Source organism: Colwellia sp. BRX10-4, assembly GCF_014077465.1.
GTDB lineage: Bacteria > Pseudomonadota > Gammaproteobacteria > Enterobacterales > Alteromonadaceae > Colwellia_A.
The window spans coordinates 1-22079 of the sequence record NZ_JACGVZ010000037.1 but is presented as its reverse complement, the minus strand read 5'-3'; the positions used below and the strand labels follow the sequence as shown (position 1 = coordinate 22079).

Sequence of the window (22079 nt, the reverse complement as noted above, 5' to 3'; positions counted from 1 at the left end):
ATGGGTTAATTCATTATCCAGCCTTTTTAAACGTTTTAACCTTTCGGTAATGGTTGAAACGGCTTCTTGCAAAACAATTTGCTGACAAGGATGAGGTAGCACTAATTCAGCGAGCCAACGCAAATACTGTAATGACCAGTTATCTTTTATTTTGCTGTTAATGTTGCTACGTAACAACAATGCTTTAAGTTGATATTTAGCCTCTTTTAAGTCTTTCATGCCTGTTTCACGGGCTCTGGATAAATCACGTACGGCTTCATCTTCGGGCTCAGGGACATAGATAGATGTTAAGTCTTCAGACTTGAGCAGCTTTGCAAGTTTGAGCGCATCACGTTTATCGGTTTTGATTTTATCTCCTGGTTTTTTAGGGATAAGCGAAGGAGCGATGACATAGCAACAATGATTAAGGCTGGTGAAAAAGCGATAAATCCAATAGCCACAAGGACCGGCTTCGTAAAAAAAATGGAGCGTAGCGTCAGGATATTTTGACTGTAATTGTCGTACGAGTTTTTTAAAGGCGGCTTTATTGCTGAGTATTTTACCTAAATGAACTGACTTAGCGCCGCGCTGGTCTTCAATATAAGCGACTTTAGTAAATGTTTTATGGGTATCTAAGCCAATGAAAAGTATGTTATGTTTTATCATGCTAGCCTCTTTTTTATATTGTTGACACATATAGTATGGCTCTGGTTTGTAAAACTAACCCACGTTCAGAGGCTAGCACCTCGTGGGGAGTCATTGTGTCTATATTTTTAAGGAGAGTTTGGTGAAACTTACAGTCATAATTTTTATTTTTATATTCTCAGGATTTAATAATGCATCTACGATGCCTGATTTTCCATTTGTTACTGTCACAGATAAAAGTGTCATAAAAGTTGAACCTGACATAACAACCTTAGAGTTTTATGTCGTGACATTTAACAAACAAGCTACTTTGGCTAAATCATTATTAAACAAAACATCAAATGATGTAGTAATCATCTTAAAATCTAATGGCATTTTAGAAACAGAGATAAAATCATTTGAAATTAATAAACAGGCAATGAGTATCATGGTTTAGCTATTTTAGGTTATGAATTTATTCAAAAATTTAAAGTTACCATTAATGATTTGAAAATTTATTCTAAGTTAACTAATGAGTTGATGGATAGCAATAATGTTGAAGATATCGAGAGTTATTTTGATTTTTCAAAGAAAGATGAAATCGAAGTTGAATTAATTAAAGAGGCATCGAAAAAAGCTAAACAAAAAGCTAAAAATATGGCGCTTGGTTTAGGTGTTAAAATAAATTCCGTTTTTGCATTGGATCATATTGCCAAATGTACATTAATGCTGGCTGATATTAATTATTAAAAAAACAACGACACCTATTTACTTTTTTCAAGACCTTCAGCTCCTAGCACCTATGTATTAGCAGGGATTGCATTGGGAATATATCATAGAACTCTAGTGAGGTAATTGTGATGGATAAGAGACAGTCTTTAAACGTTGGTGCGATGATTTTTTAAAAACTCTACTGCTCTGGAACTTTTAATTAGTCACTTATAATGAAAAAAACGAATAAAACGTATATCCATTCCTGCAAGTAACTAACAGACTACAGTATTTCATTATTCTGTAACTTTTTCACTTTTAAAACAGTTATTAAATATTTATTTAAATTACAAGTTGATGTGAATTTACATTTTATTTGTATTAGGTATATTAGTAACTAAGACAATCCGTTTTATCACACTAATGCGTCTCTATTTTTAAACAAATCAAAAGAAAAAAACTGTTGAATAATGAACATGGTGAACCAAATAAAAAGCACTAAATATGGATTACAAATAACAATAAAACCACTCCCAACTCTGCTTGCTCTAGTTTTATCATCACTGTTAAATCAGTCAGCTATAGCTTCTACTCAAGTAATACATGCTGGCGAACTCCTTTCTGTGCCTGGTATGTATCCTTTAAAAAAGCAAACCATTATTGTTAAAGATGGAGAAATTTTCGCTGTAAAAAAAGGCTTTGTTGACGCAAAAACAGTTGATAAAAATGCAATTTTTATCGATTTATCTAATAGCTTTGTTATGCCCGGATTAATGGATATGCATGTTCATTTACAAATGGAGCTTGGTCCTGACAATATCAAAGATACAGTCAAGTTATCTAATGCCGATATTGCTATGAAAAGTGTACATTACGCAAAAAAAACGTTGATGGCCGGTTTTACTACTGTGCGCGATTTATTGAGTGAATCAGAGCAAATGTATGCATTGAGAGATGGTGTCAATAAAGGATGGATTGAAGGTCCACGTATAATTGCAGCAGCAGGAATATCGATTACCGGTGGGCATTTAGATACTGATGGTATGGCACCTGACTTATTGGCAATGAAATCACCAAAAACACTTTGTGATGGACCTTTTGAATGTCGAAAAATGACCCGTCAAGCGATTAAATATGGAGCAGATGCCATTAAAGTGGCCTCAACTGGTGGGGTATTATCAGATACAAATACAGGTACGGGTCAACAAATGACCGATGATGAATTAAAAGAAATTGTCGATACAGCCCATGACTTAGGCCGTAAAGTTGCAAGCCATGCACACGCTACAGCAGGCATTAATGCAGCATTAAGAGCGGGTGTAGATAGTATTGAACATGGTAGCTACGCTGATAAAGAAACCATCAAACTATTTAAACAATCAGGTGCCTACTTAGTACCTACGCTACTTGCTGGAGCAACGGTTGTAAATATGGCGGAAACATCTGACTTTATGTCTTTGCCTATTAGGGCAAAAGCCATTCGTGTTGGTGCTGATATGCTGGCAAATTTTGAGATATCTTACAAAGCTGGTGTGAAAATCGCTTTTGGTACTGACAGTGACGTGTCAAAACACGGCATCAATGCTCAAGAAGCTGTTCTAATGCACCAAGCGGGAATGTCTACGTCAGAAATCTTAAAATCTGCCACTGTTAATAGTGCAGATCTTATCGGAATGAGTGATAAATTAGGCACAATAGAACCCGGAAAATTTGCAGATATCATCGCGACTAATACTAGTCCATTAAAAAATATTAAAGCGTTACTTGATGTAAGTTTTGTTATGAAAGGCGGTAAAGTTTATAAGCAACAATAATAAAGAATTACGAACTTAACAGAGTTAACCTACAGTCTGGTTAATATTAATAACGACAATAAATAGGAATATATCGTGAAATTGTTTCAATTACTTGGTGTCGCTACTGTACTACTCGCAGTTTCGAATACTTATGCTCAACAAACATTAATTAATGCCAGCGCTTATCTTGATGTAAAAAATGGTGAAATAATAAAAAATGTCGCGGTCTTAATAGACGGCAATAAAATTGTCCAAGTGGGTAAACAAGGAAAAGTGAAAACCGAACAAGGTGCTAGCATTATTAACCTAAAAGGCAAAACATTAATGCCGGGCTTGATGGATATGCACGTACATTTAAATAGTGATGCCGAAGATAATTTTTTAGCCGCAAAAGGCAACTCAGTACCGCGTCAAACGGTAAAAGCAGTAAAAAATGCAAAAAAGACCTTGCTGGCTGGCTTTACTACGGTACGAAATTTAGGTGCTTCAGGATATTCTGTTATTGGAGTTCGTGATGGTATTAATGCTGGTGAAGTACCTGGTCCTCGTATTTGGGCTGCGGGTCATTCGATTAGCATTACTGGTGGCCATTGTGATGATAATTTTTCTCCTCCTGAGGCAAAAAGCATTTCCGGTGGAGTAGCAAACGGCCCTTGGGCGGTAAGAGCGAAAGTAAGAGAAAACATTAAGTATGGCGCAAATACCATTAAAGTTTGTGCTACAGGTGGTGTTTTTTCTAAAGGTACTAAAGTTGGTATTCAACAGTTAACCGAAGAAGAAATGAAAGCGGCCGTTGATGAAGCGCATTTACGTGGTTTAATCACCGCGGCACATGCACATGGTACTAGCGGTATAAAAGCAGCCATTCGCGCGGGTATAGACTCAATAGAGCATTGTAGTTTCTTAGATGATGAAGCAATTAAGTTGGCATTAAAACATGGGACTTACATGTCATGCGATATTTACAACACAGAATACACATTAGAGTTTGGTGCGGCCAATGGTGTGCCTGAAGAAAATATTAATAAAGAAAAAATGGTTTCAAAAGCACAACGTGAAAGCTTCCGCAGGGCAACAAAAGCGGGTGTGAAAATGGTATTTGGATCAGACGCTGCTATTTACCCACATGGTGACAACGGAAGGCAATTCTCACGTATGGTGACTTATGGCATGACACCAATGCAAGCCATTCAAGCAGCAACTATCAACAGCGCTACTTTACTTCAGCAACAGGGTTCTTTGGGACAAATTAAATCAGGTTATTTAGCCGATATTGTTGCGGTTGACGGCAACCCGATTAATAACATTTCCTTGATGGAAAATGTAACCTTTGTAATGAAAGACGGCGTTATCTACAAACAATAATAACGAGATTTTTTCTTGCCTTAATGTGTTGTCAACCATAAGGCGAGAGGTAAATATAGTTACTAAATCATTATTATTAAAACGATAATCTAATGCTTAATTGTAGTGCTGGATAAACTCCATCATAGTACAGCGGTTACTTAACTTTAAATAATTATCTTTTAAATAAATTTATAACGTACTTAATTTAAAAAAAGACAACATTTCGTATAAAAGGAAAATAAGTTAAATGTTAATTAAAACACCAAAACTATCTTCTCTTGCACTATCGATGATGATGCTATTTCCAGCGTCTCAAAGTAGCGCATTTGAAAAAGAAACATCGGGTAAAAAAGATGAAAAACCTAGCTGGTCAGTTAACGCCCCGCAAGGAGAGTTCAAAACGGCGAACATTGATGTTCGTACGGGGACATGGATGAACGTAGATATTAGTCCTGATGGTAAAACAATTATATTTGACCTATTAGGTGATATTTATAGCATGCCTATTACCGGCGGCGAAGCTAAGCCTTTCATGACCGATATTGCATGGCAAATGCAACCTACGTTTAGCCCTGACGGAAGATATATTGCTTTTACATCAGATGAAGATGGTGGCGATAACCTATGGGTGATGAATGCAGATGGTAGTAATGCTAAAGCGGTAAGTTCAGAAACATTCCGATTACTTAATAGTCCGGCTTGGTCACCAGACAGTAATTATATTGTCGGTCGCAAACACTTTACAGGTAGTCGCTCGCTAGGTGCAGGTGAAGTATGGATGTACCACAAAACTGGCGGTAGTGGTGTAATGCTCACTAAACGCCCAGATCAACAAAAAGATTTAGGCGAGCCAGCATTTTCACACGACGGTAAATATGTATATTTTTCACAAGACACTTCCCCAGGCAAAACCTTTCATTACAGTAAAGATTCCACCAAAGGCTTTTACAAAATTAAGCGCCTTGACTTAGAAAGCGGTGAAATTAAAGTGGTTATTTCTGGTACGGGTGGTGCTATTCGTCCTACTCCATCACCAGATGGCAAGCATTTAGCGTTTATTAGCCGTGATGATTTCCAATCAAAACTTTATCTATATAACCTTGAAAGCGGTGAACAGACCGAAATATACGGAAAGTTAGAACGTGATATGCAAGAAACATGGGCGATTCATGGTGTTTACCCAACCATTGCTTGGACACCTGACAGTGAAGAAATGATTTTCTGGGCTGGCGGTAAAATTAATAAATTAAATGTTGCCAGTAAAAAATCTGAAAACATTGAATTCCATGTAAAAACAACAAAGAAAATTCAAACTGCTTTACGTTTTCAACAAGATGTTAACCAAGACATATTTGACGTGAAAATGTTGCGTGACGTTGAAGTATCGCCTAACGGGAAAAGTGTCGTGTTTGAATCTATGGGTCATATCTATACTCGTAGCTTACCGGACGGAAAGCCAAAGCGTTTAACTCGTCAAAAAAATCATTTTGAACTGAACCCTAGTTATTCACGTGACGGCAAAAAAATTGTTTACGCCACATGGAATGACAAAAGCCAAGGCCAATTGCGTGTTGTTTCAGCACGTGGTGGTAAAGGTAAAGCTTTAACAAAAGAGCCTGGTAAATATATTGAACCGAGCTTTTCTCCTGATGGTAAAACGGTTGTGTTCCGTAAAGTGTCAGGCGGTTATATTACCGATCCTAAATGGGGTTTAAACCCAGGTATTTATCACGTATCTGCTAAAGGTGGCAAAGCTACATTAATTACTGAATCAGGCTTACAACCACACTTTGGTAGTAAAAATGACCGTATTTACGTTATTCGTGATAGTGAAAAGCCAAGCTTAACGCGTATTGATTTAGACGGACAGAATGAGAAAAAACTATACCAAGGTAAATTTTCCACCGAGTATAAAGTATCACCAGACGGCAAGAATTTAGCGTTTACAGAGCGGTTTAAAGTGTTTGTTACCCCTATGGTAGAACGTGGTGATGTGATCGATATTGGCCCAAAAGCTAAAAACTTACCTGTTAAACAACTTTCTATGCGTGCAGGTGAAGGCATTAGTTGGAACGGTAAATCAGACGAACTTCATTGGAGTTTAGGCGCGAATTTATATCAAGCCCCCGTTATTGGTGCGTTTGATATTGTTGCCAAGGTTGAAGATAAAAAAACTGAAAAGAGTAAAAATACTGACACCAAAGTAGATAAAACCAAGCCTAAAGTGACTAACTTAAGCTACAAGAAAAAAGCAGATAAACCATCAGGTATTGTTGCTTTTGTTGGTGGAACCGTGGTCACAATGGAAGGTGAACAAGTTATTGAAAACGGTATTGTTATCGTTGAAGGCAATACCATTAAAGCCGTTGGCACCAAAGAGCAGGTTAATGTTCCAAGTGGTGCTAAAGTTATTGATGTTGCTGGTAAAACCATAATGCCAGGCTTAATTGATGCACATGCTCATGGCCCACAGGCGAGCAGTGAAATTATTCCACAGCAAAACTGGAAAAACTACGCAGGTTTGGCACTAGGTGTGACAACAATTCATGACCCGTCAAATGATACCACGGAGTTTTTTGCCGCAAGTGAAATGCAAAAAGCGGGTAAAATCACCTCAGCACGTTTATTTTCAACCGGTACAATTTTGTACGGTGCAACAGTTGCTGGTTATACCTCGCATGTTGATAGCCTTGATGATGCTAAATTCCACGTTGAGCGTTTAAAATCAGCAGGTGCATTTAGTGTTAAAAGTTATAACCAACCTCGTCGTGACCAACGTCAACAATTCATCCAAGCATCACGTGAATTGAAAATGATGGTCGTGCCAGAAGGTGGTTCACTTTTACAACATAACTTATCAATGATTGTTGATGGTCACACAACCTTAGAGCATTCAATTCCGACGGAAAAGGTGTATGACGATGTGAAGCAACTTTGGTCACAATCCGAAATGGCATACACGCCAACACTTATTGTCGCCTACGGTGGTATTTGGGGAGAGCATTACTGGTACGACAAAACAGAAGTGTGGAAACATCCACTGTTAAGTAAATATGTACCCAGTGAAATATTAGACCCGCGCACCATGCGACGCACTACGGCACCAGAGCATCATTACAACCATAAAAATGTGGCAACAGTAGCGAAAGAAATGCAAGATTTAGGTATTAAGGTTAATGCTGGTGGTCATGGTCAACGTGAAGGTTTAGGGATGCATTGGGAAATGTGGATGATGGCGCAAGGTGGTATGTCACCACTAGAAGCGATTAGAACCGCAACTATCTCGTCTGCTGAAACTTTAGGTTTAGACAATCAGTTAGGTTCACTTAAAGTCGGTAAATTAGCTGATATCATCGTAGTTGATGGTGATGTAACAAAAGACATCCGTTTAAGTGACCGTATTACCCATACCATGGTAAATGGTCGTCTATACGATGCTAATACTATGAATGAAATTGGTAACTACGATAATAAACGTAATAAGTTTTATTTCGAAAAATAATAGATAATTTAATATGAATGTGAAAGCCTTGTTTTAATAAAAAACAAGGCTTTTTTATGTTTATAAAGATGAACTAGCGTTAAAATCACCTGGATTGTGATAAAAAACAGCAAAAAATGGTGGGCGATATTATTCACCACTTTTCAAAATAGTCGACACTATTGAGTTTAACTTATAGGTTAACGTATTTTCTTTCGCTGAATATATAGTAACTATGGATGTTCTAGTTACCAAATGAACCCGCATCACCAGGAAAAACAACAGGGCTTTCAAAGCCATCTTTACTGACACTAACCACGCCAAAAAAGTAATTATCTATAACAATATTTTCCAAAGTGTATTCTGTTACATTACCAACAAAACGGCTGTTTTGCCATTGTGAAGCATCCGTTAATCGCCAGTAAATCTTATAGCCTGCAATAATACTTTTTTCATTTTTATTTGCCTTTGCCCAAGCAAGTTTAGTACTGGGTTGCACTGCTCCGCTTATTTCAACGTTAACGGGTGGATTAGGAGCCCATGCCATGCCAGCTAAAGAAACTGCATTGAGTGCCGTAAGTTTTGCCGCATAGTTAAAGTTGATACCGTCGATAGTATCGCCATAGTTGACACCATTTTCTGTTCTAAGGTCTTGATGTTGTCGGTTGTAGTTCTCATTCGTTTCCATAATTCGAACCGCAGGATAACCAAGGTCGTTAAACGGACGGTGGTGTCCACCACGTCCAAATCTATCTAAACGGTAAACCATCATAGTGTCTAAATTAGGAATATACCTATCTGCCATCCAGTCAATATAACGAGCTAAGTTACGAGTAGGTGAATCGACTTCTCCCCCTGTAAAACGTCTTTTAGTTGCCTGCTTTTGTGTTTCTTTTTGGCGAGTGCCTTCAGCAAATATTCTTGCGGTTGTATTATTAATAACGCCATTAATCCCTTCAATATTGCCGATCATATCATTATTTAGTACCGCTTTAATTCGCCAACCATCTTTTTGCGCTTGCTTAGCCATAATTTTACCGCCAAAGAGCCCTTGCTCTTCACCAGCTAAGGCAGCAAACACAATTGAGCCATTGAATTCATGTTTTGATAGTACTCTTGCCGCTTCCAAAACGCCTGCAACACCTGAAGCATTATCATTGGCGCCCGGAGAGTCTGAGGTAGCATTCATAGGATCACTAACACGAGAATCAATATCGCCTGACATAATTACATAGCGATTATCATCCGTTTTACCTTTCAATATCGCGATGACACTCACCACTTCGGTAGGCTCTGGTATACGTTTTTCACCCGATATCACATCACGTTGAAAATACACCTCAAGACACTCTCCGCAAGCCTTCGAAATAGCTTCAAATTCAGATTTAATCCAACGTCTTGCAGCGCCGATACCGCGTGATTCAGATTGAGTTTCTGATAAAGTATGTCTGGTGCCAAAGCCGACGAGTTTCCTAATGTCTTTTTCGATATTATCAGCTGATACCTGCTCAGCTATTTGATGTAGCTTTACTTGATCCGTGTATTTAACTTCAGCTAACGCCGAAGTAATCGTTAATGCTGAGACGATTAAGCTACACGCCGCTATAGGGTATAAATTCCGCATATTTTAAACTCGCTTATTACAAAGGAAAAAATGTATATTTTCACCTGACAACTGATTGAAAAATATCATCATTGATTAAAGGAAATCACTATCTCAATAACCAATGGCGACACAACTATGATGATTAAAGAACTAAGAGATTACTATTTTGCATTTAGTTCATCACCTCTACTTTATATTAGTAATCAATAACCTCCCTTTGATTTCGGAGTCGTTTTATATTGCTCAAACCACCATAATATATGAGCAACTTTAGACATTAAATTGCTAGGGCGTTTATAAATACCATGATAAGCGTCTGGTATTCTTACCATGGCTGTATCAACATCACGTAATTTAAGCGCTTGATAAAACTGTTCAGTTTCAGCAATGGGTGTTCGTTGATCTGCTTCCCCTGTTAGTAGCATGGTAGGTGTACTGACATTACCAACATAACTAATAGGTGATAACTTCATATAGTGCTCGCTGTCTTCCCATGGCATTTTGTTAAACCAATTTTTAATAACAAAAGGATAAATATCAGTGGTCAGTACGAAGCTAATCCAATTGATTACAGGTTTAGCGACCACAGCAGCTTTAAATCTGTCAGTGTGGCCAATAATCCACGCCGTTAAAACACCACCACCAGAACCACCTGTTACAAATAATGCCTCATCATCAATAGCTTCTTGCTTAATAACATTATCAACAACGGACATTAAATCATCATAATCTTGGCTTGGATAATTATTATGAATGGTTTGAGAGAATTCTTTACCGTAGCTATCACTTCCTCTTGGGTTAGCATAAACTACGACATAGCCTTTCGCTGCCATAAGTTGAATTTCTGCAGAAAAATGAGGTCCATAATTTGTGACTGGACCACCATGAATTTCTAGGATCAAAGGAAACTTTTTACCCGCTTTTTTAGCCGTATCATACCCTGGAGGGTAAGCAATCCAAGCTTGAATATTGCGTTTATCAAATGAAGATTTGGTATTAATTTCTTTTATACTAGCTAGAGTTTTATAACCTAATGCATCTTCATTAAGTGTAGTTAGTAGGGTTGTTTTACCCTTTTTCATTATTGCTATATCCGCAGGGCGTTGAGGATTCGAAAAAGTAAAAGCAACAGTTCCATCTTCTGAAACAACAAATTCACCGCCATTATATGGTCTACCGTAAGAGAGTCCGCCTAACTGTCTCGCAACAATTTTTCGTTTGCCACTCAACGATTGAGAAGCAACATAAGTTTCTCCTTTATCTTGATAACTCATTAAAACGGATTTGCTGTTCTTAGCCCATTGAATGTTATTAATTGAACGGTCTAAATTTTCAGTAATAGAATGTTTATTTGAACCATCAATATTCATGATATAAAGTTCAGTGTTTTCGTAATTTTTATAGTGCTGATCAGAGCCTAAATACGCAATCAACTTACCATTAGGCGAGATAATAGGGCTTGAATCAGGTCCATTACGATCTGTTAATACGTTAACTTCTTGCGTTTCAATATCCACAGAGTAAATATTACTATCTGTCCATTCTAGATCTTTATCTAAACGTTTGTTGGTTGAGTAATATAATTTGCTTCCATCTTTGCTCCAACTAACTTTTTCATTATGATTGAACTCACCCTCTGTAAGTTGACGTGCATTTCCCCCATCAGTTGACATAACAAAAATATGGCTATTACCTGCTTTATTATAACCTGCACCATCAAAGCGATAATACATGTCATCAATATACACCGCTGGCTTAGCCCATTTTGCTCCTTTAGGCATACCTGGCAGTGATACAACACTCTTTGTTTCACTATCAACAAACATTGAGAAAGCTAAATGTTTTCCATCAGGCGACCAACTTAGATTTGAAGGTGCGTTAGTGAAGTGACTCAATTGTCCAGCGTTACCTGTTTGCAACCACTTCATATGTATTTGAGATTTACCACTCGCCGTAGAAATATAAGCTAGTTTTGTATTATCAGGAGAAAGCTTTGGCGAATAATCAACATGAAGACCATTAGTTACCGGAGTTAAGTTTTTTTTCTTGTCAACTTTCCAAATGTTGCCAAGTTTTTTATCACTATGAATATCCATATAGTTACGAACAAAATAGACTTCATCACCGCCAGCATTTATAGCAAGTCCAGAAGCATACTCCAGTGTAAAAACATCTTCTAGTTGTAATACAGGCTCGACTTTAGCAAAGGTCATTGTTGAAAATAGCGGCGCAATTATTACTGCTACCCAAATGTTTTCCTTCATTATTATTCCTTAAACGGGTAGCTTTAACCCTATTATTCATGATTGAACTCTAAGCTAAATTAACATAATTTATTTAAATTACAAAATTATGTGAATTTAGATTTACATTTATCAGCACCGTCGAGAAAACTGGGTACTTTAGTGCAGAGTAGTTCACAATTAAATAACCAATGACGGGTGCATCTATCAAAATGTGAATCTTAATTTATCGAACATTTTGATAATTACTCGTTAGTATAAAAAGCGATTAGTGAATTTATAATGAGCAGTTCAGAATGAAAAAAAATATCTTCACAAAGAATTTATCAGCAGCTCAAGCCATATGCTTGTTAGCCACTTTTACTTAGTTACAGTTGTATGCAAATGACAGTGACTTATGTTCTATCACCTACAGAGAAGCAGCTGAACTTGGTATTGATAATTTAGAACATGGCTTTTTTGCCTCAACAGATGTTGTTAAAGGAAAAGTTAAAGATGAATGCCCAAGTTATAAAGTATCACACCAATCGCTAGTAGATCTTGATATAGACTCTAAAGAAGTTAACGACCTTATTGAATTTTTGATAAAAAAGAGGTTGCGTTAACCTCAATATTAACTGTCTTTGAAATCTATACTAAAGGCCGCCCAAAAGCTTAGCCTAAAGCACTTGATGTCCTTATTCCACAAGTACGCTATCAATACGAAGCAATTTTGGAAAAAATAGCCAACCAAGAACATGCTACTTGGTCTATTATCTTTAAAAAGATGATGAAGCTTGAAAGATATTTATTGAAGCTGACAGAAAATTAATGGTAGGAACGGATCCAACAGTTTTTAGTGTTGTTATTGCTGGTTTTTCTAATCAACGGGTTGTTGAATTGCTTGTATAAGCAGGTTTTAGCGTGGAAGAATCCATTGAAATATCTACGCTTAATACCGCTAAATATTTACATTGTGAAAATCTAATTGGCTCTATGAAACAGGAAAACGTGCTGATTTAGTTTTGGTTGATGGTGACTTATCAAAAGATCCATCGGCTATTCGTGATAGGTCAGTCGTTTTTAAAGGCGGCATAGGCTATAACATAGAAAAAATACCGGCAACGACTAAGTCGATTGTTGGCTCACATTAATCCAAAAACGGTTAATATCACTTAAAATAAATCATAATACTAATAATAAATTAAAAGGAATAAACATGAAAAAATCAGTAATATCTTGTTGTGTTGCTTTAGGATTAATGTCTTCATTTGGTGCTAAGGCTGCGACAGGCCCGAAAGAACTACTTAAAAATGTTGAACATAAAGTTATTGAATGGCGCCGTGATTTTCACCAAAATCCTGAGCTAGGAAACCGTGAATTTCGCACCGCTGGCATAGTTGCAGAGCATTTGAGAAGCCTTGGCATGGAAGTGGAAACCAATATTGCCTATACCGGTGTTGTTGGGATTTTGAAAGGTTCAAAGCCAGGCCCTACGGTAATGCTTCGTGCCGATATGGATGCTTTACCGGTAACAGAAAAGGTCGATTTACCTTTTAAGTCAACTAAAACAACTAACTACCGCGGTGTCGATGTCGGTATTATGCACGCCTGTGGCCATGACACCCATGTTGCCATGTTGATGGGAACAGCTTCAGTACTAGCTGGCATGAAAGATCAACTCAATGGTAATGTCATGTTTGTATTCCAACCCGCAGAAGAAGGTGCACCTAAAGGTGAAGAAGGTGGCGCTGAACTGATGTTAAAGCAAGGAATATTTAAACGTTATAAACCTGATGCTGCTTTTGGTTTACATATAACATCTAGCCTGCCTTCCGGAACTATAGGTTATCGAAGTGGCCCATTTATGGCTAGTGCAGATAGGTTTGAAATTAATGTCCATGGTGAACAAACACATGGTTCTACACCTTGGAACGGCGTCGATCCCATTGCAGCGGCGGCTCAAATTGTTAATGGTGTGAACCTCATTGTTAGTCGTCATATTGATATTACCAAAGAACCTGCTGTCGTTTCTTTTGGTAAAATTTCGGGTGGTGTGCGTAATAATATTATTCCTGAAAATGTCGAAATGATAGGTACTATTCGTAACTTTGACATGGATAATAGGCAACAAATTTTTGAAAAAATTAAAACAACGGCAACGCATATTGCTGCCTCGTCAGGAGCAAAGGCCGATGTTAATATTTTCAAAGGTTACCCTGTTACGATAAACAACCCAGAATTAACAACCCAGAATTAACCACACAAATGTTACCGAGTTTGGAAAAAGCAGCCGGAAAGCAAAATGTAATGATTATACCTAAGATCACCGGTGCAGAAGATTTTTCATTTTACGCCCTTGAGGTACCAGGTTTATTCGTTTTTTTAGGGGGAACTCCAAGTGATAAAGACGAAAAAACAGCACCAAGTAACCATTCCCCTTATTTTTTTGCTGACGAGTCCTCATTTAAAACGGGCACTGCTACATTGACTCAACTGACCCTTGACTATATGGCCCAAGCTAAATAGTATTTGCCCGTAAAGTGTATGGCAATATGAAAATATTATTTGGGATTATTACCCCTAGTAGTTACCCAAATGAATTTTGGTATTGCTGTTTTCCTTAAAAAATCGCATCATTCAACTAGTTTCACCTTAAATGGATATATAGCGATAACTATGCCAACAAAAAATGTTTTCTTGCCAAAACAGCAAAGAAGCCAAGATACACAACGTAAACTATTAAACGCTTTACATTTTTGTCTCCAAGACAAGTTTTTCGAGCACATCACTATTAAAGAATTATCCGCGCGTGCTGGCGTATCCGTAGGCACCTTTTACCGACGATTTAAAGACAAAGAATCATTATTGCCACTACTCTATCAAGACTTTGGTAACGATCTCTCTCAATGGGTCACTAACCTCGAACTTATCGAATTTACAAATTTAAAGGAAGCTTTAGAAAAGGTATCCGTTGAAACCTATCAATTTCTTTCGACACGCAAAAGTGTATTTCGAACACTCCACTTAAATTCAAGGCTCCACTCAGAATTACTTGATTCAGATAAATCAGTGGACCGCAAAGTAATTTACCGACGTTTGGTCGAAATTTTATTAAGATTTAGACAAGAAATTACAGCAGAAGATCAATCAAAAGTTGCTGAAGTGGCTATTTTTATGATTATTAGCGGTCTTTTAGACAAGGTTCTTTATCCAACTCTAACCCCCGCAATTGCCTGTGAGATTGATGATGCCGAATTTTCTATTGAACTACCAAAAATAATATTGCCTTATTTGACTATATAGAAACAAGTTGCATTAAAGCGCATATACGATTGAATTAACTAAGAACTTCGCTCTTTTAGGGCTCAGCATTGTTTGAACTGCGACGAGTATTGGTGTTTCCCATATTGTTCAAGCAACGCGAGCGGGCGCTGATTTTGGTTTTGCGTTATTAGGCTTATCATTCTTTATCACGTTGTTAAGTATCTTTTTTTCTTATTTGGTCCAAAATATGGGAGTCTAATAGGTAAAATTTTTCTTCACGATTATCAAAATGTAGGTAGTTGGGCATTTTATCTATTCCTTATTCTTCCGCTTCTCACGATTTTTTTTGTTCAGTCTGGCGTGACCATTGTGACGGCTACATTAGCGATGAATTTATTTGTGATGTGATGTTGCTATTACAATGGGCAGCTTGTGTTCTAACGTTTCATTGCGAAGGTGTGACATCATCCAACGTTCAAAAATTTTCACATCCACTTCAGCCTTAGATTTATCCCTTGTTTTACAAGGGCCTAGCGGGCAAAATGACTGTATCGTAATGTGTCGCTAGTTGTTGGTAGGTTGGGTTTAAATCAGGCTCATATTGGCAGGCTTTGGTGACGGCACTTTTAAGATTGTCAGGAATGATCAGCTGAGGAACACCACCAAGAACTCAAAAAAATAGGCGTGACTCATCACCAAATCTTCGAGTTTCTGGCTATAAGTCGTTTCGGCATAGGTATAATTTGATGCCACCATGACCGCAACGAACGCCTGTACTTCCATCAACGATACTCATGGTTGGGCCACAATAATCCACAAACAGTTTTTCACCTGCTTTATGATTTTGTCGCATGAAAGGTTTTTAGCATTTAAGCCATGCCTTATAATAATGGCAGAAGTGAGTGTAACTGTAAAAACCTTCCGCGTGTCGCTCTTTGTATTTTTCCAGAAGCAGCAACAACGTCATGGTTTTAGGCCGAAGCTCTTGCTGAACTAACGACCAATCAGGAATAGTAAAGCCTTTTAATTGAGGCTTTTTTGAAAAACGCTTGTTGCAGAGAGTGATCATCCCACTTCTCATCAAGCGGCCAACAAATAATATCTATTTCTGCTGATTTACAGGCATATTTAGACGCGATTGGGGTGAAAAAGATAAGCTTGTCGCGATCTAGCCAAGCTAATTGTCGCCTAATAGATGACTGATTTTACATCCGTATTTTAGTATTAAAATTTCTTTAAGTTTACGAATTAAAATAGGTGCCGTTGGGATGGCCATTCTCATCAGAAAAAATGAAAATAACAATGGTTATAAACACCAACTGCCTAGACAAAAAGTACAAAAATGGACCGATACTACTCAAGTTGATTACTCAATACTATTTTGACCAAAAAGTGATCGGAATAGATAGTATGGGGTGATTGCGATCGATAGTATTAGATGATCGGCTTAGATGGTTTCGGCCTTCTGATGTATAATAATATGCATCAGAAGGCCTGCTTGAAGAATAATGTTAATTCCATAATGGGTAGGTATCTGTCACTGCTCATTCTCTTGATATCAACATCATTAAATAAAACACGAAATTCCAGCATATTTGCATCCATGATACCAATAGTTCGTTTGAAAAAATGAATAAATAATAAAAACAAAAAACGAAATCTTAAGACCATTGTTTTATCCGATAAGTAATTAGAAACATAATAATATGTCACTAATGGTTACTTAACTACCCTAAATAAATTTCAAATTGAAAGTTAGATTGACCTGATGGTACCTTAAATGATGCTATCCATTTGATCTAGAGAGTATCAAGGGTTTCAATTAGTGCGCAGTAATAGTCATGTAATTATGTGAATGACCACTGTGGTCGCTCAAAAGCCAGTAACAGTGTTGTTAAATCCGGTCTTGTATATATTTAGAGCTATGACTCCTGCAAGCTCATTGCTGCCAATGAAATGTTGTCTCTGTACGATAACTTATGCCACAAAATATACATTAGTTATTACATCTAATTGGACAAGTTGGATTAGATTTTGTATTGATAATATTTTCCGTTCAAAAAAGAGGACGGTCTTACTAAAAATTTAGATGTCAGGCCTAGAAATCATATAAAATCGATACAATTGACTCAGTTTTCGCTTTCAACTCAGTCAATTATTACGAAGCCAGAATCTTCAATTTCTCTTTCTGCGTATTTTAACAATGCGATAGTGCTAAAAACGCCAAGTACCGTTTATATCAAACAGGCCAAAATTATCACCATCAACTTTTATCCAAGATACACCGTATTTAATCGCTGTTGTTTGCGAAAACCAATAGTGATGTGCCAACGAAACAGTAAATAAAGTTTCATCATTCCAGTCGTCAGTGAAATCTGAGTAAACTAAGCCAACTTTATAAGCGTTATGCTTAGCAGTGTAAAAGGTAGCAAATACTTTTGCCGTATTTCGTTCTTCATGATGCGAAATTGAGGAAGTAATGTCCAAACCTTTGCCTTCATTAACATTGGTGTATCTAGCTTTAATAGCAACAAAAGTCTCACTGTCATATTGAGAATTTTTGGATTTGACATAATCATCAATAATATCAGTATATTCACTATTTTCAGAGTAGTTATGGATTCCAAACCCTAGCGTCAATTGTTGGTTAACCGTATAGTTAAGAGCAAGGTCTGTGAGTAACTCATCTTCATCATACTTCCTCGTCCTAAATTCCCCACTATGGTCAGTATAACTGTATTTATTGGTATGGCGTTGGTAACTAAAATCAGCTTCGAAGCTCCAACGTTGGCTGAAATATAACTTGCCAGCCAAATTAGGATTATAGTTCAGAGCATTTAAATTCACTTTTAACCAGCTGAACCGGCCTAAGTGGGATTGCAAATCATAAGGCTGTTCATTATCGGCAACAGGAGAAAAATAGTATTTATAACTGGCACCGACAACTGGAAATTCAGACCAATCCCCATCTATAAATGCAAGGCTAGCCAAATTGATAATACCGTATTGTAATTCATGTTGAATGGCCTTGTTTTCTGATTCTGCAAAAACTGGCACTGACAATAAAACCGAGAAAGGGAAAATTAGATGAGATGTTTTAATGGAAAATCCTTTTTTATTAAATAGTTAAGAGTTAAGAGTTAAGAGTTAAGGGTTAATGCTACTTTAAGAGCACTACTGTAGTCAAATTGCTTTCCTCCTAATTCGAAGCTTACATAAATCTCAATTGGGAGTGTCATACATGTGAGTTCAATATATTACTATGTATACGTAACAGTAATTCCTTAATTTATATTTAAGTGTCATTAATAACCGATAAAGTCAATAAATTAGAAACTATTAAAACCAAAATTTCCATAAAAAATGTGTTGCTAAGTTGTAATTATTCATTAGAAAATCTATAGCAAATATTTTAAAGCTAATGTCTTCAATGCGCACAACGTGATCGTTAATATTTCAAATGTGAACGACGCCTTTCGTGGTTTAGTTGCCAGTTAAGATAAATCGAGATCTATGACTTATGATTATTCTCAATGGCCTAAAAATATATTGATGCTAACGTCGCTTAATCGGAACAGTTGCTATTATAATAATGAGTCTTAATGGCTCTTTTTCTGAAATGATTATGATTTATTTCTGAAAGTTGCTGGTTAACCTAAATAATATTAGCTGGTCAATGTTATTTAGTCGCAGAAGTAAATGGTAATAATCGAAAGTGTTAATGTAATTGGGTGACATAACCGATGTTATTATTCAAAAAAGTAATGGATCAGCAGAAATACCGATTATTGAAATAAATGCTAATGTCGTTCAGTTTCGTTATAAATATGTTTTTAACACTGACCACCTTTTATCTAAGTTATCGATTTAGTGGCGAATGCCAAGATGATATGACTCAATTTACAAATCTTACTTTTTATAAGGCCCGCTTAAAACAAAACGCTCTTCGCTTTTTGACTAAAATGAGGCTTGAATTTTAATCTAGTCACACTTTAACCGAATAGGTAAACACTAAAATCACCTATTTAAGATGCTTCTAGATTACGGCAGGTATTATCAATTTTTTTAATTTGAGTGTTGCTACTTCTTTACCTTCTTTTTCTTGCTCTACTCTAAAAGGAATAAAGTTATGCTCGACACTTAACCAAAAATGGGTTTTTCTTGAGCTATTGGTTTTTACTCGAGAAACCTTTACCGTATCAACCAGCCCCATTGGTGTCTTAATTTTTTCTCTACCTGAATATTCAAATATATAACTTTTAACTGAATTATCATCATAAACAAAATATTCTAAATGCTGTTCTTTTTTTTGTAAGTCATGGCTCAATTTTTCGATAACTAATAAAGGGTCGAGTATATTAGCTTTTAAAGCAAGCGACCATTGTTCAGCGGTATCGCTCCCTAAAACAAGATGGTTAGCATGATCGAATTCAATCGTTTGATTTTTTGTTTTCTTAAATGTTCGCTGATCTTTGCTGATATATTTTATTGGCTCTATCTGTTGGTCATCATATGAAAACTCACTAGACTCTTCGGTATTAATCACATAAAAATATTTTGAAGCCTCGGTTTTAAACGTCAATTTATACTGGTTATCAGCAGTTTTTGATAACATCCGCTCTGCCGTTCCATATTTATCACCCTGTCGATAAACGGTATAATGCGCAGTATATTCTGCCAAAGTCGCATTATTCGCTGCGGTGGATTTTTCTGTGCTTTGTGCATAACAACTGACCATAACTAAACAGGACAATATATAAGTTCGAATATAAGTTGAGCGTAAAAAATAAGAGTAGAGAAACATCAAAATAGTACCTTGTTGTGGTGATGCAGAAAAATTACCTGTAAAACGTTCTCTTTTTAGCGTAAATCACGTCCAAGGTAAATTGATTTTTATCTTAAAGGCTATTTTCAGTTTAGCCTAAGCGAAACTTAAGTTTGTATAATTACTATGAAGACACTAACCCATAGGTATTTTTATGAATTTAAGAATTAAATATATCTCTTATTTCAATAATATAAAATTAACAACGAATCAATTATTGTTATTTACCAGTTGCTACATAGCACTGATCTTGAATTTGCCTTTTTTGATCAAATCCACAACGATTATTACCGCGCTCGATAACTATAATTTATTCTTTCTGGTGCCATTGCCGATATTTCTATTAGCCTTGACCATTATCATCCAAGGGCTTTTTTCTTTTAGATGGTTAACTAAACCTTTGTTAATCGCTACGGTCATTTGTTCTGCTTTAGTATTTTATGGCACCATTTCATACGAGATCGTTTTTGATTACGGTATGGTAAAAAATACTATAGAAACCGACACGGCTGAAGCGTGGTCCTACATAAATTTTCACGCTATTATATTTTTTATATTTTTTGGATTACTCCCCTCTTTCATTATTTATTCGGTACAATTAATTTATAAGCCCTTGTTAAAAGAACTGTTAAGTCGACTAAAAATCATTAGCTTAAGTCTTATCTCTGTCTTTTTAATAGGCGTTTTTTTCTATTCAAATTACGCGGCTGTTGGCAGAAATAATAAAGACCTTATTACCTACATCATCTCTTATAAAATGATGGTTTTGTCATTCAAATTGTCCGAAATCACTATTTTTACCCACCATTAGAATTTAAGGTCTTAGATACAACACCATCAATAGTGCGTAATAGTCAGAAAAAGCGTGTCACCGTAATGGTGTTAGGAGAAACAGCTCGTGCGCAAAGTTTTTCACTAAATGGCTATAGTAAACGGACTAACCCATATACCGAAAAACAAGGTGTTGTCTCATTCTCAAATATGAGTTCATGTGGAACGGCAACGGCTGTTTCTGTCCCCTGTATGTATTCAAGATTAAATAAAGCGGGTTATGACAAACGTGTTGCGATGGCACAACAAAATGTTGTAGATATTATCCACTTAGCGGGGGCTGACGTTTTATGGATAAGTAATAATAACGGTAGTTGTAAAGGCGTTTGTACGCGGGTAAAAACGAAACAGATAGACTCTAACCAATCAAACCCTTTGTGTGATGGTGAGGTCTGCTACGACGAAGCACTTTTAGCGCCCTTAAAAAGTAAGCTCAATGGACTAACCCATAAAAACACCATGATCATACTGCATATGATTGGCTCTCACGGACCCACTTATTTTAAACGCTATCCTAAAAACAAACGTATTTTCACTCAAGATTGTCAACGCAGCGATATTAAAAACTGTACACAAGAGCAACTTATTAACAGTTATGACAACACTATCGCTTATACCGATTTGGTACTCTCAAAAATTATTAATGAGTTAAATCATGTGGCTGAGAAAAATGATATTGAAACTTCTTTGCTTTATATTTCAGACCATGGCGAATCATTTGGTGAGAATGGGCTTTATTTACATGGCTTGCCCTACACCTTCGCTCCAGAGGAGCAAACCCATGTACCTATGATCTATTGGAATGACCCAATGCAAAATAACTTCAACCTTAATTGCTTGAAAAACTTAGTAAAATCACCTGTTACTCATGACAATGTTTTTGACACTTTGCTTAGTATTATGTCAGTGCGAACAAAAGCATATTATATTGATAATGACCCTTTTCTGACGTGTAAATCACAAGGTGCTATAGCACGCACCACTATAACCCAAGACAAATCAATGGAGATTCAAGACTAATGTTTGACAATATAAATAAACCCAAAGGGTTGTATAGAGTCTATTTAGCAGCTTTAAATTCACTACGCGCATTTAAATGGCTTTACGCCAATGAGTCAGCGTTTAGACGAGTGCTTTTACTGCTTATTATTGCCATACCACTGTCTTTTCTATTTGATATAAGCTTCAAAGAACAAGTGATATTAGTCTTGGCGATTCTCTTTATTATATTTACAGAAATAATAAATACCGCCATAAAGGCTGTTGTTGATAGGGTAGGTTTAGAGATTCATCCATTGTCGGGGCTTGCAAAAGACTTAGGATCTGCAGCAGTGATGATCAGCCTTATTGTCGCCATTAGCATTTAGCATTTAGCATTTAGCATTTAGCA

The 22079-nt window shown here is 36.6% G+C and carries 16 protein-coding genes and 2 pseudogenes; 12 read left to right on the top strand and 6 right to left on the bottom strand.

Translation table 11 applies throughout. The annotated features are described in order from the left end of the window. The coding region (locus H4J67_RS18540; RefSeq protein WP_182204646.1) for a transposase at nucleotides 1-645 on the bottom strand (645 nt) is incomplete at its 3' end. 121 nt (nucleotides 646-766) lie between these two features. Here H4J67_RS18540 and H4J67_RS18535 point away from each other — a divergent pair. From H4J67_RS18535 to H4J67_RS18515, 5 genes are all read left to right on the top strand, one after another. Further along, nucleotides 767-1060, top strand: coding sequence for an SIMPL domain-containing protein (locus H4J67_RS18535; RefSeq protein WP_182173056.1), 294 nt, complete (start codon nucleotides 767-769; stop codon nucleotides 1058-1060). Between the two features lie 2 nt (nucleotides 1061-1062). Then, a complete protein-coding gene (locus H4J67_RS18530) occupies nucleotides 1063-1353 on the top strand; it encodes an SIMPL domain-containing protein (protein ID WP_182173310.1) in 291 nt (96 codons plus the stop codon). Between the two features lie 437 nt (nucleotides 1354-1790). Next, complete coding sequence (locus H4J67_RS18525; RefSeq protein ID WP_182204650.1) at nucleotides 1791-3128, top strand: amidohydrolase family protein; 1338 nt, start codon at nucleotides 1791-1793, stop codon at nucleotides 3126-3128. An 81-nt stretch (nucleotides 3129-3209) separates the two neighbouring features. Then, nucleotides 3210-4475 carry an amidohydrolase family protein gene (locus H4J67_RS18520; protein WP_220463250.1) on the top strand — a complete coding sequence of 422 codons (1266 nt, stop codon included), beginning with the start codon at nucleotides 3210-3212 and terminating at the stop codon, nucleotides 4473-4475. Between the two features lie 274 nt (nucleotides 4476-4749). Further along, a complete protein-coding gene (locus tag H4J67_RS18515) occupies nucleotides 4750-7959 on the top strand; it encodes an amidohydrolase family protein (RefSeq protein ID WP_182204648.1) in 3210 nt (1069 codons plus the stop codon). Between the two features lie 223 nt (nucleotides 7960-8182). Here the strand turns inward: H4J67_RS18515 and H4J67_RS18510 are convergent, their stop codons facing one another. Continuing rightward, nucleotides 8183-9562, bottom strand: coding sequence for a M28 family metallopeptidase (locus H4J67_RS18510; protein WP_182173065.1), 1380 nt, complete (start codon nucleotides 9560-9562; stop codon nucleotides 8183-8185). 185 nt (nucleotides 9563-9747) lie between these two features. Further along, entirely contained in the window at nucleotides 9748-11808 is a 2061-nt protein-coding gene (locus H4J67_RS18505) for a S9 family peptidase (RefSeq protein ID WP_182204644.1), read from the bottom strand. Between the two features lie 353 nt (nucleotides 11809-12161). Here H4J67_RS18505 and H4J67_RS18500 point away from each other — a divergent pair, with 353 nt between their 5' ends. From H4J67_RS18500 to H4J67_RS18490, 4 genes and pseudogenes are all read left to right on the top strand, one after another. Beyond that, entirely contained in the window at nucleotides 12162-12392 is a 231-nt protein-coding gene (locus H4J67_RS18500) for a hypothetical protein (RefSeq protein WP_182204642.1), read from the top strand. Nucleotides 12393-12791: 399 nt separating this feature from the next. Further along, the gene (locus H4J67_RS20885) at nucleotides 12792-12920 is read left to right on the top strand and encodes a hypothetical protein (RefSeq protein ID WP_259368675.1); all 129 of its coding nucleotides are present in this window, start codon (nucleotides 12792-12794) and stop codon (nucleotides 12918-12920) included. A gap of 107 nt (nucleotides 12921-13027) precedes the next feature. Further along, a pseudogene (locus H4J67_RS18495) lies at nucleotides 13028-14295 on the top strand (M20 family metallopeptidase). 69 nt (nucleotides 14296-14364) lie between these two features. Then, the gene (locus tag H4J67_RS18490) at nucleotides 14365-15072 is read left to right on the top strand and encodes a TetR/AcrR family transcriptional regulator (RefSeq protein WP_259368674.1); all 708 of its coding nucleotides are present in this window, start codon (nucleotides 14365-14367) and stop codon (nucleotides 15070-15072) included. A gap of 402 nt (nucleotides 15073-15474) precedes the next feature. Here the strand turns inward: H4J67_RS18490 and istA are convergent. The 3 genes and pseudogenes from istA to H4J67_RS18475 all read right to left on the bottom strand — a co-directional run. Then, nucleotides 15475-16303 (bottom strand): annotated as a pseudogene (istA, locus tag H4J67_RS18485) (IS21 family transposase); the annotation flags it as partial. 944 nt (nucleotides 16304-17247) lie between these two features. Further along, on the bottom strand, nucleotides 17248-18090 hold the full coding sequence (locus tag H4J67_RS18480; protein ID WP_182173077.1) for a hypothetical protein: 843 nt from the start codon (nucleotides 18088-18090) through the stop codon (nucleotides 17248-17250). 979 nt (nucleotides 18091-19069) lie between these two features. After that, on the bottom strand, nucleotides 19070-19837 hold the full coding sequence (locus H4J67_RS18475; protein ID WP_259368677.1) for a DUF3108 domain-containing protein: 768 nt from the start codon (nucleotides 19835-19837) through the stop codon (nucleotides 19070-19072). A 175-nt stretch (nucleotides 19838-20012) separates the two neighbouring features. Here H4J67_RS18475 and H4J67_RS20880 point away from each other — a divergent pair, with 175 nt between their 5' ends. From H4J67_RS20880 to H4J67_RS18465, 3 genes are read left to right on the top strand one after another with little or no spacing between them, the layout of a single operon-like run. Further along, entirely contained in the window at nucleotides 20013-20669 is a 657-nt protein-coding gene (locus tag H4J67_RS20880; protein ID WP_259368673.1) for a DUF1705 domain-containing protein, read from the top strand. Nucleotides 20670-20701: 32 nt separating this feature from the next. Next, nucleotides 20702-21709, top strand: a complete 1008-nt coding sequence (locus H4J67_RS20875) for a sulfatase-like hydrolase/transferase (protein ID WP_310650642.1) — start codon at nucleotides 20702-20704, stop codon at nucleotides 21707-21709. Continuing rightward, entirely contained in the window at nucleotides 21709-22056 is a 348-nt protein-coding gene (locus H4J67_RS18465) for a diacylglycerol kinase (RefSeq protein ID WP_182173084.1), read from the top strand. The genes H4J67_RS20875 and H4J67_RS18465 overlap by 1 nt, the downstream gene beginning before the upstream one ends. The last annotated feature ends 23 nt before the right edge of the window (nucleotides 22057-22079 follow it).

Excerpts from the sequence above, each read along its gene's own strand:
- H4J67_RS18525 (WP_182204650.1), top strand. The coding sequence starts at position 1,791 with ATGGTGAACCAAATAAAAAGCACTAAATATGGATTACAAATAACAATA.
- H4J67_RS18515 (WP_182204648.1), top strand. The coding sequence starts at position 4,750 with ATGATGCTATTTCCAGCGTCTCAAAGTAGCGCATTTGAAAAAGAAACA.
- H4J67_RS18510 (WP_182173065.1), bottom strand. The coding sequence starts at position 9,562 with ATGCGGAATTTATACCCTATAGCGGCGTGTAGCTTAATCGTCTCAGCA.
- H4J67_RS18505 (WP_182204644.1), bottom strand. The coding sequence starts at position 11,808 with ATGAAGGAAAACATTTGGGTAGCAGTAATAATTGCGCCGCTATTTTCA.
- H4J67_RS18490 (WP_259368674.1), top strand. The coding sequence starts at position 14,365 with ATGAATTTTGGTATTGCTGTTTTCCTTAAAAAATCGCATCATTCAACT.
- H4J67_RS18475 (WP_259368677.1), bottom strand. The coding sequence starts at position 19,837 with ATGTTTCTCTACTCTTATTTTTTACGCTCAACTTATATTCGAACTTAT.
- H4J67_RS20880 (WP_259368673.1), top strand. The coding sequence starts at position 20,013 with ATGAATTTAAGAATTAAATATATCTCTTATTTCAATAATATAAAATTA.
- H4J67_RS18465 (WP_182173084.1), top strand. The coding sequence starts at position 21,709 with ATGTTTGACAATATAAATAAACCCAAAGGGTTGTATAGAGTCTATTTA.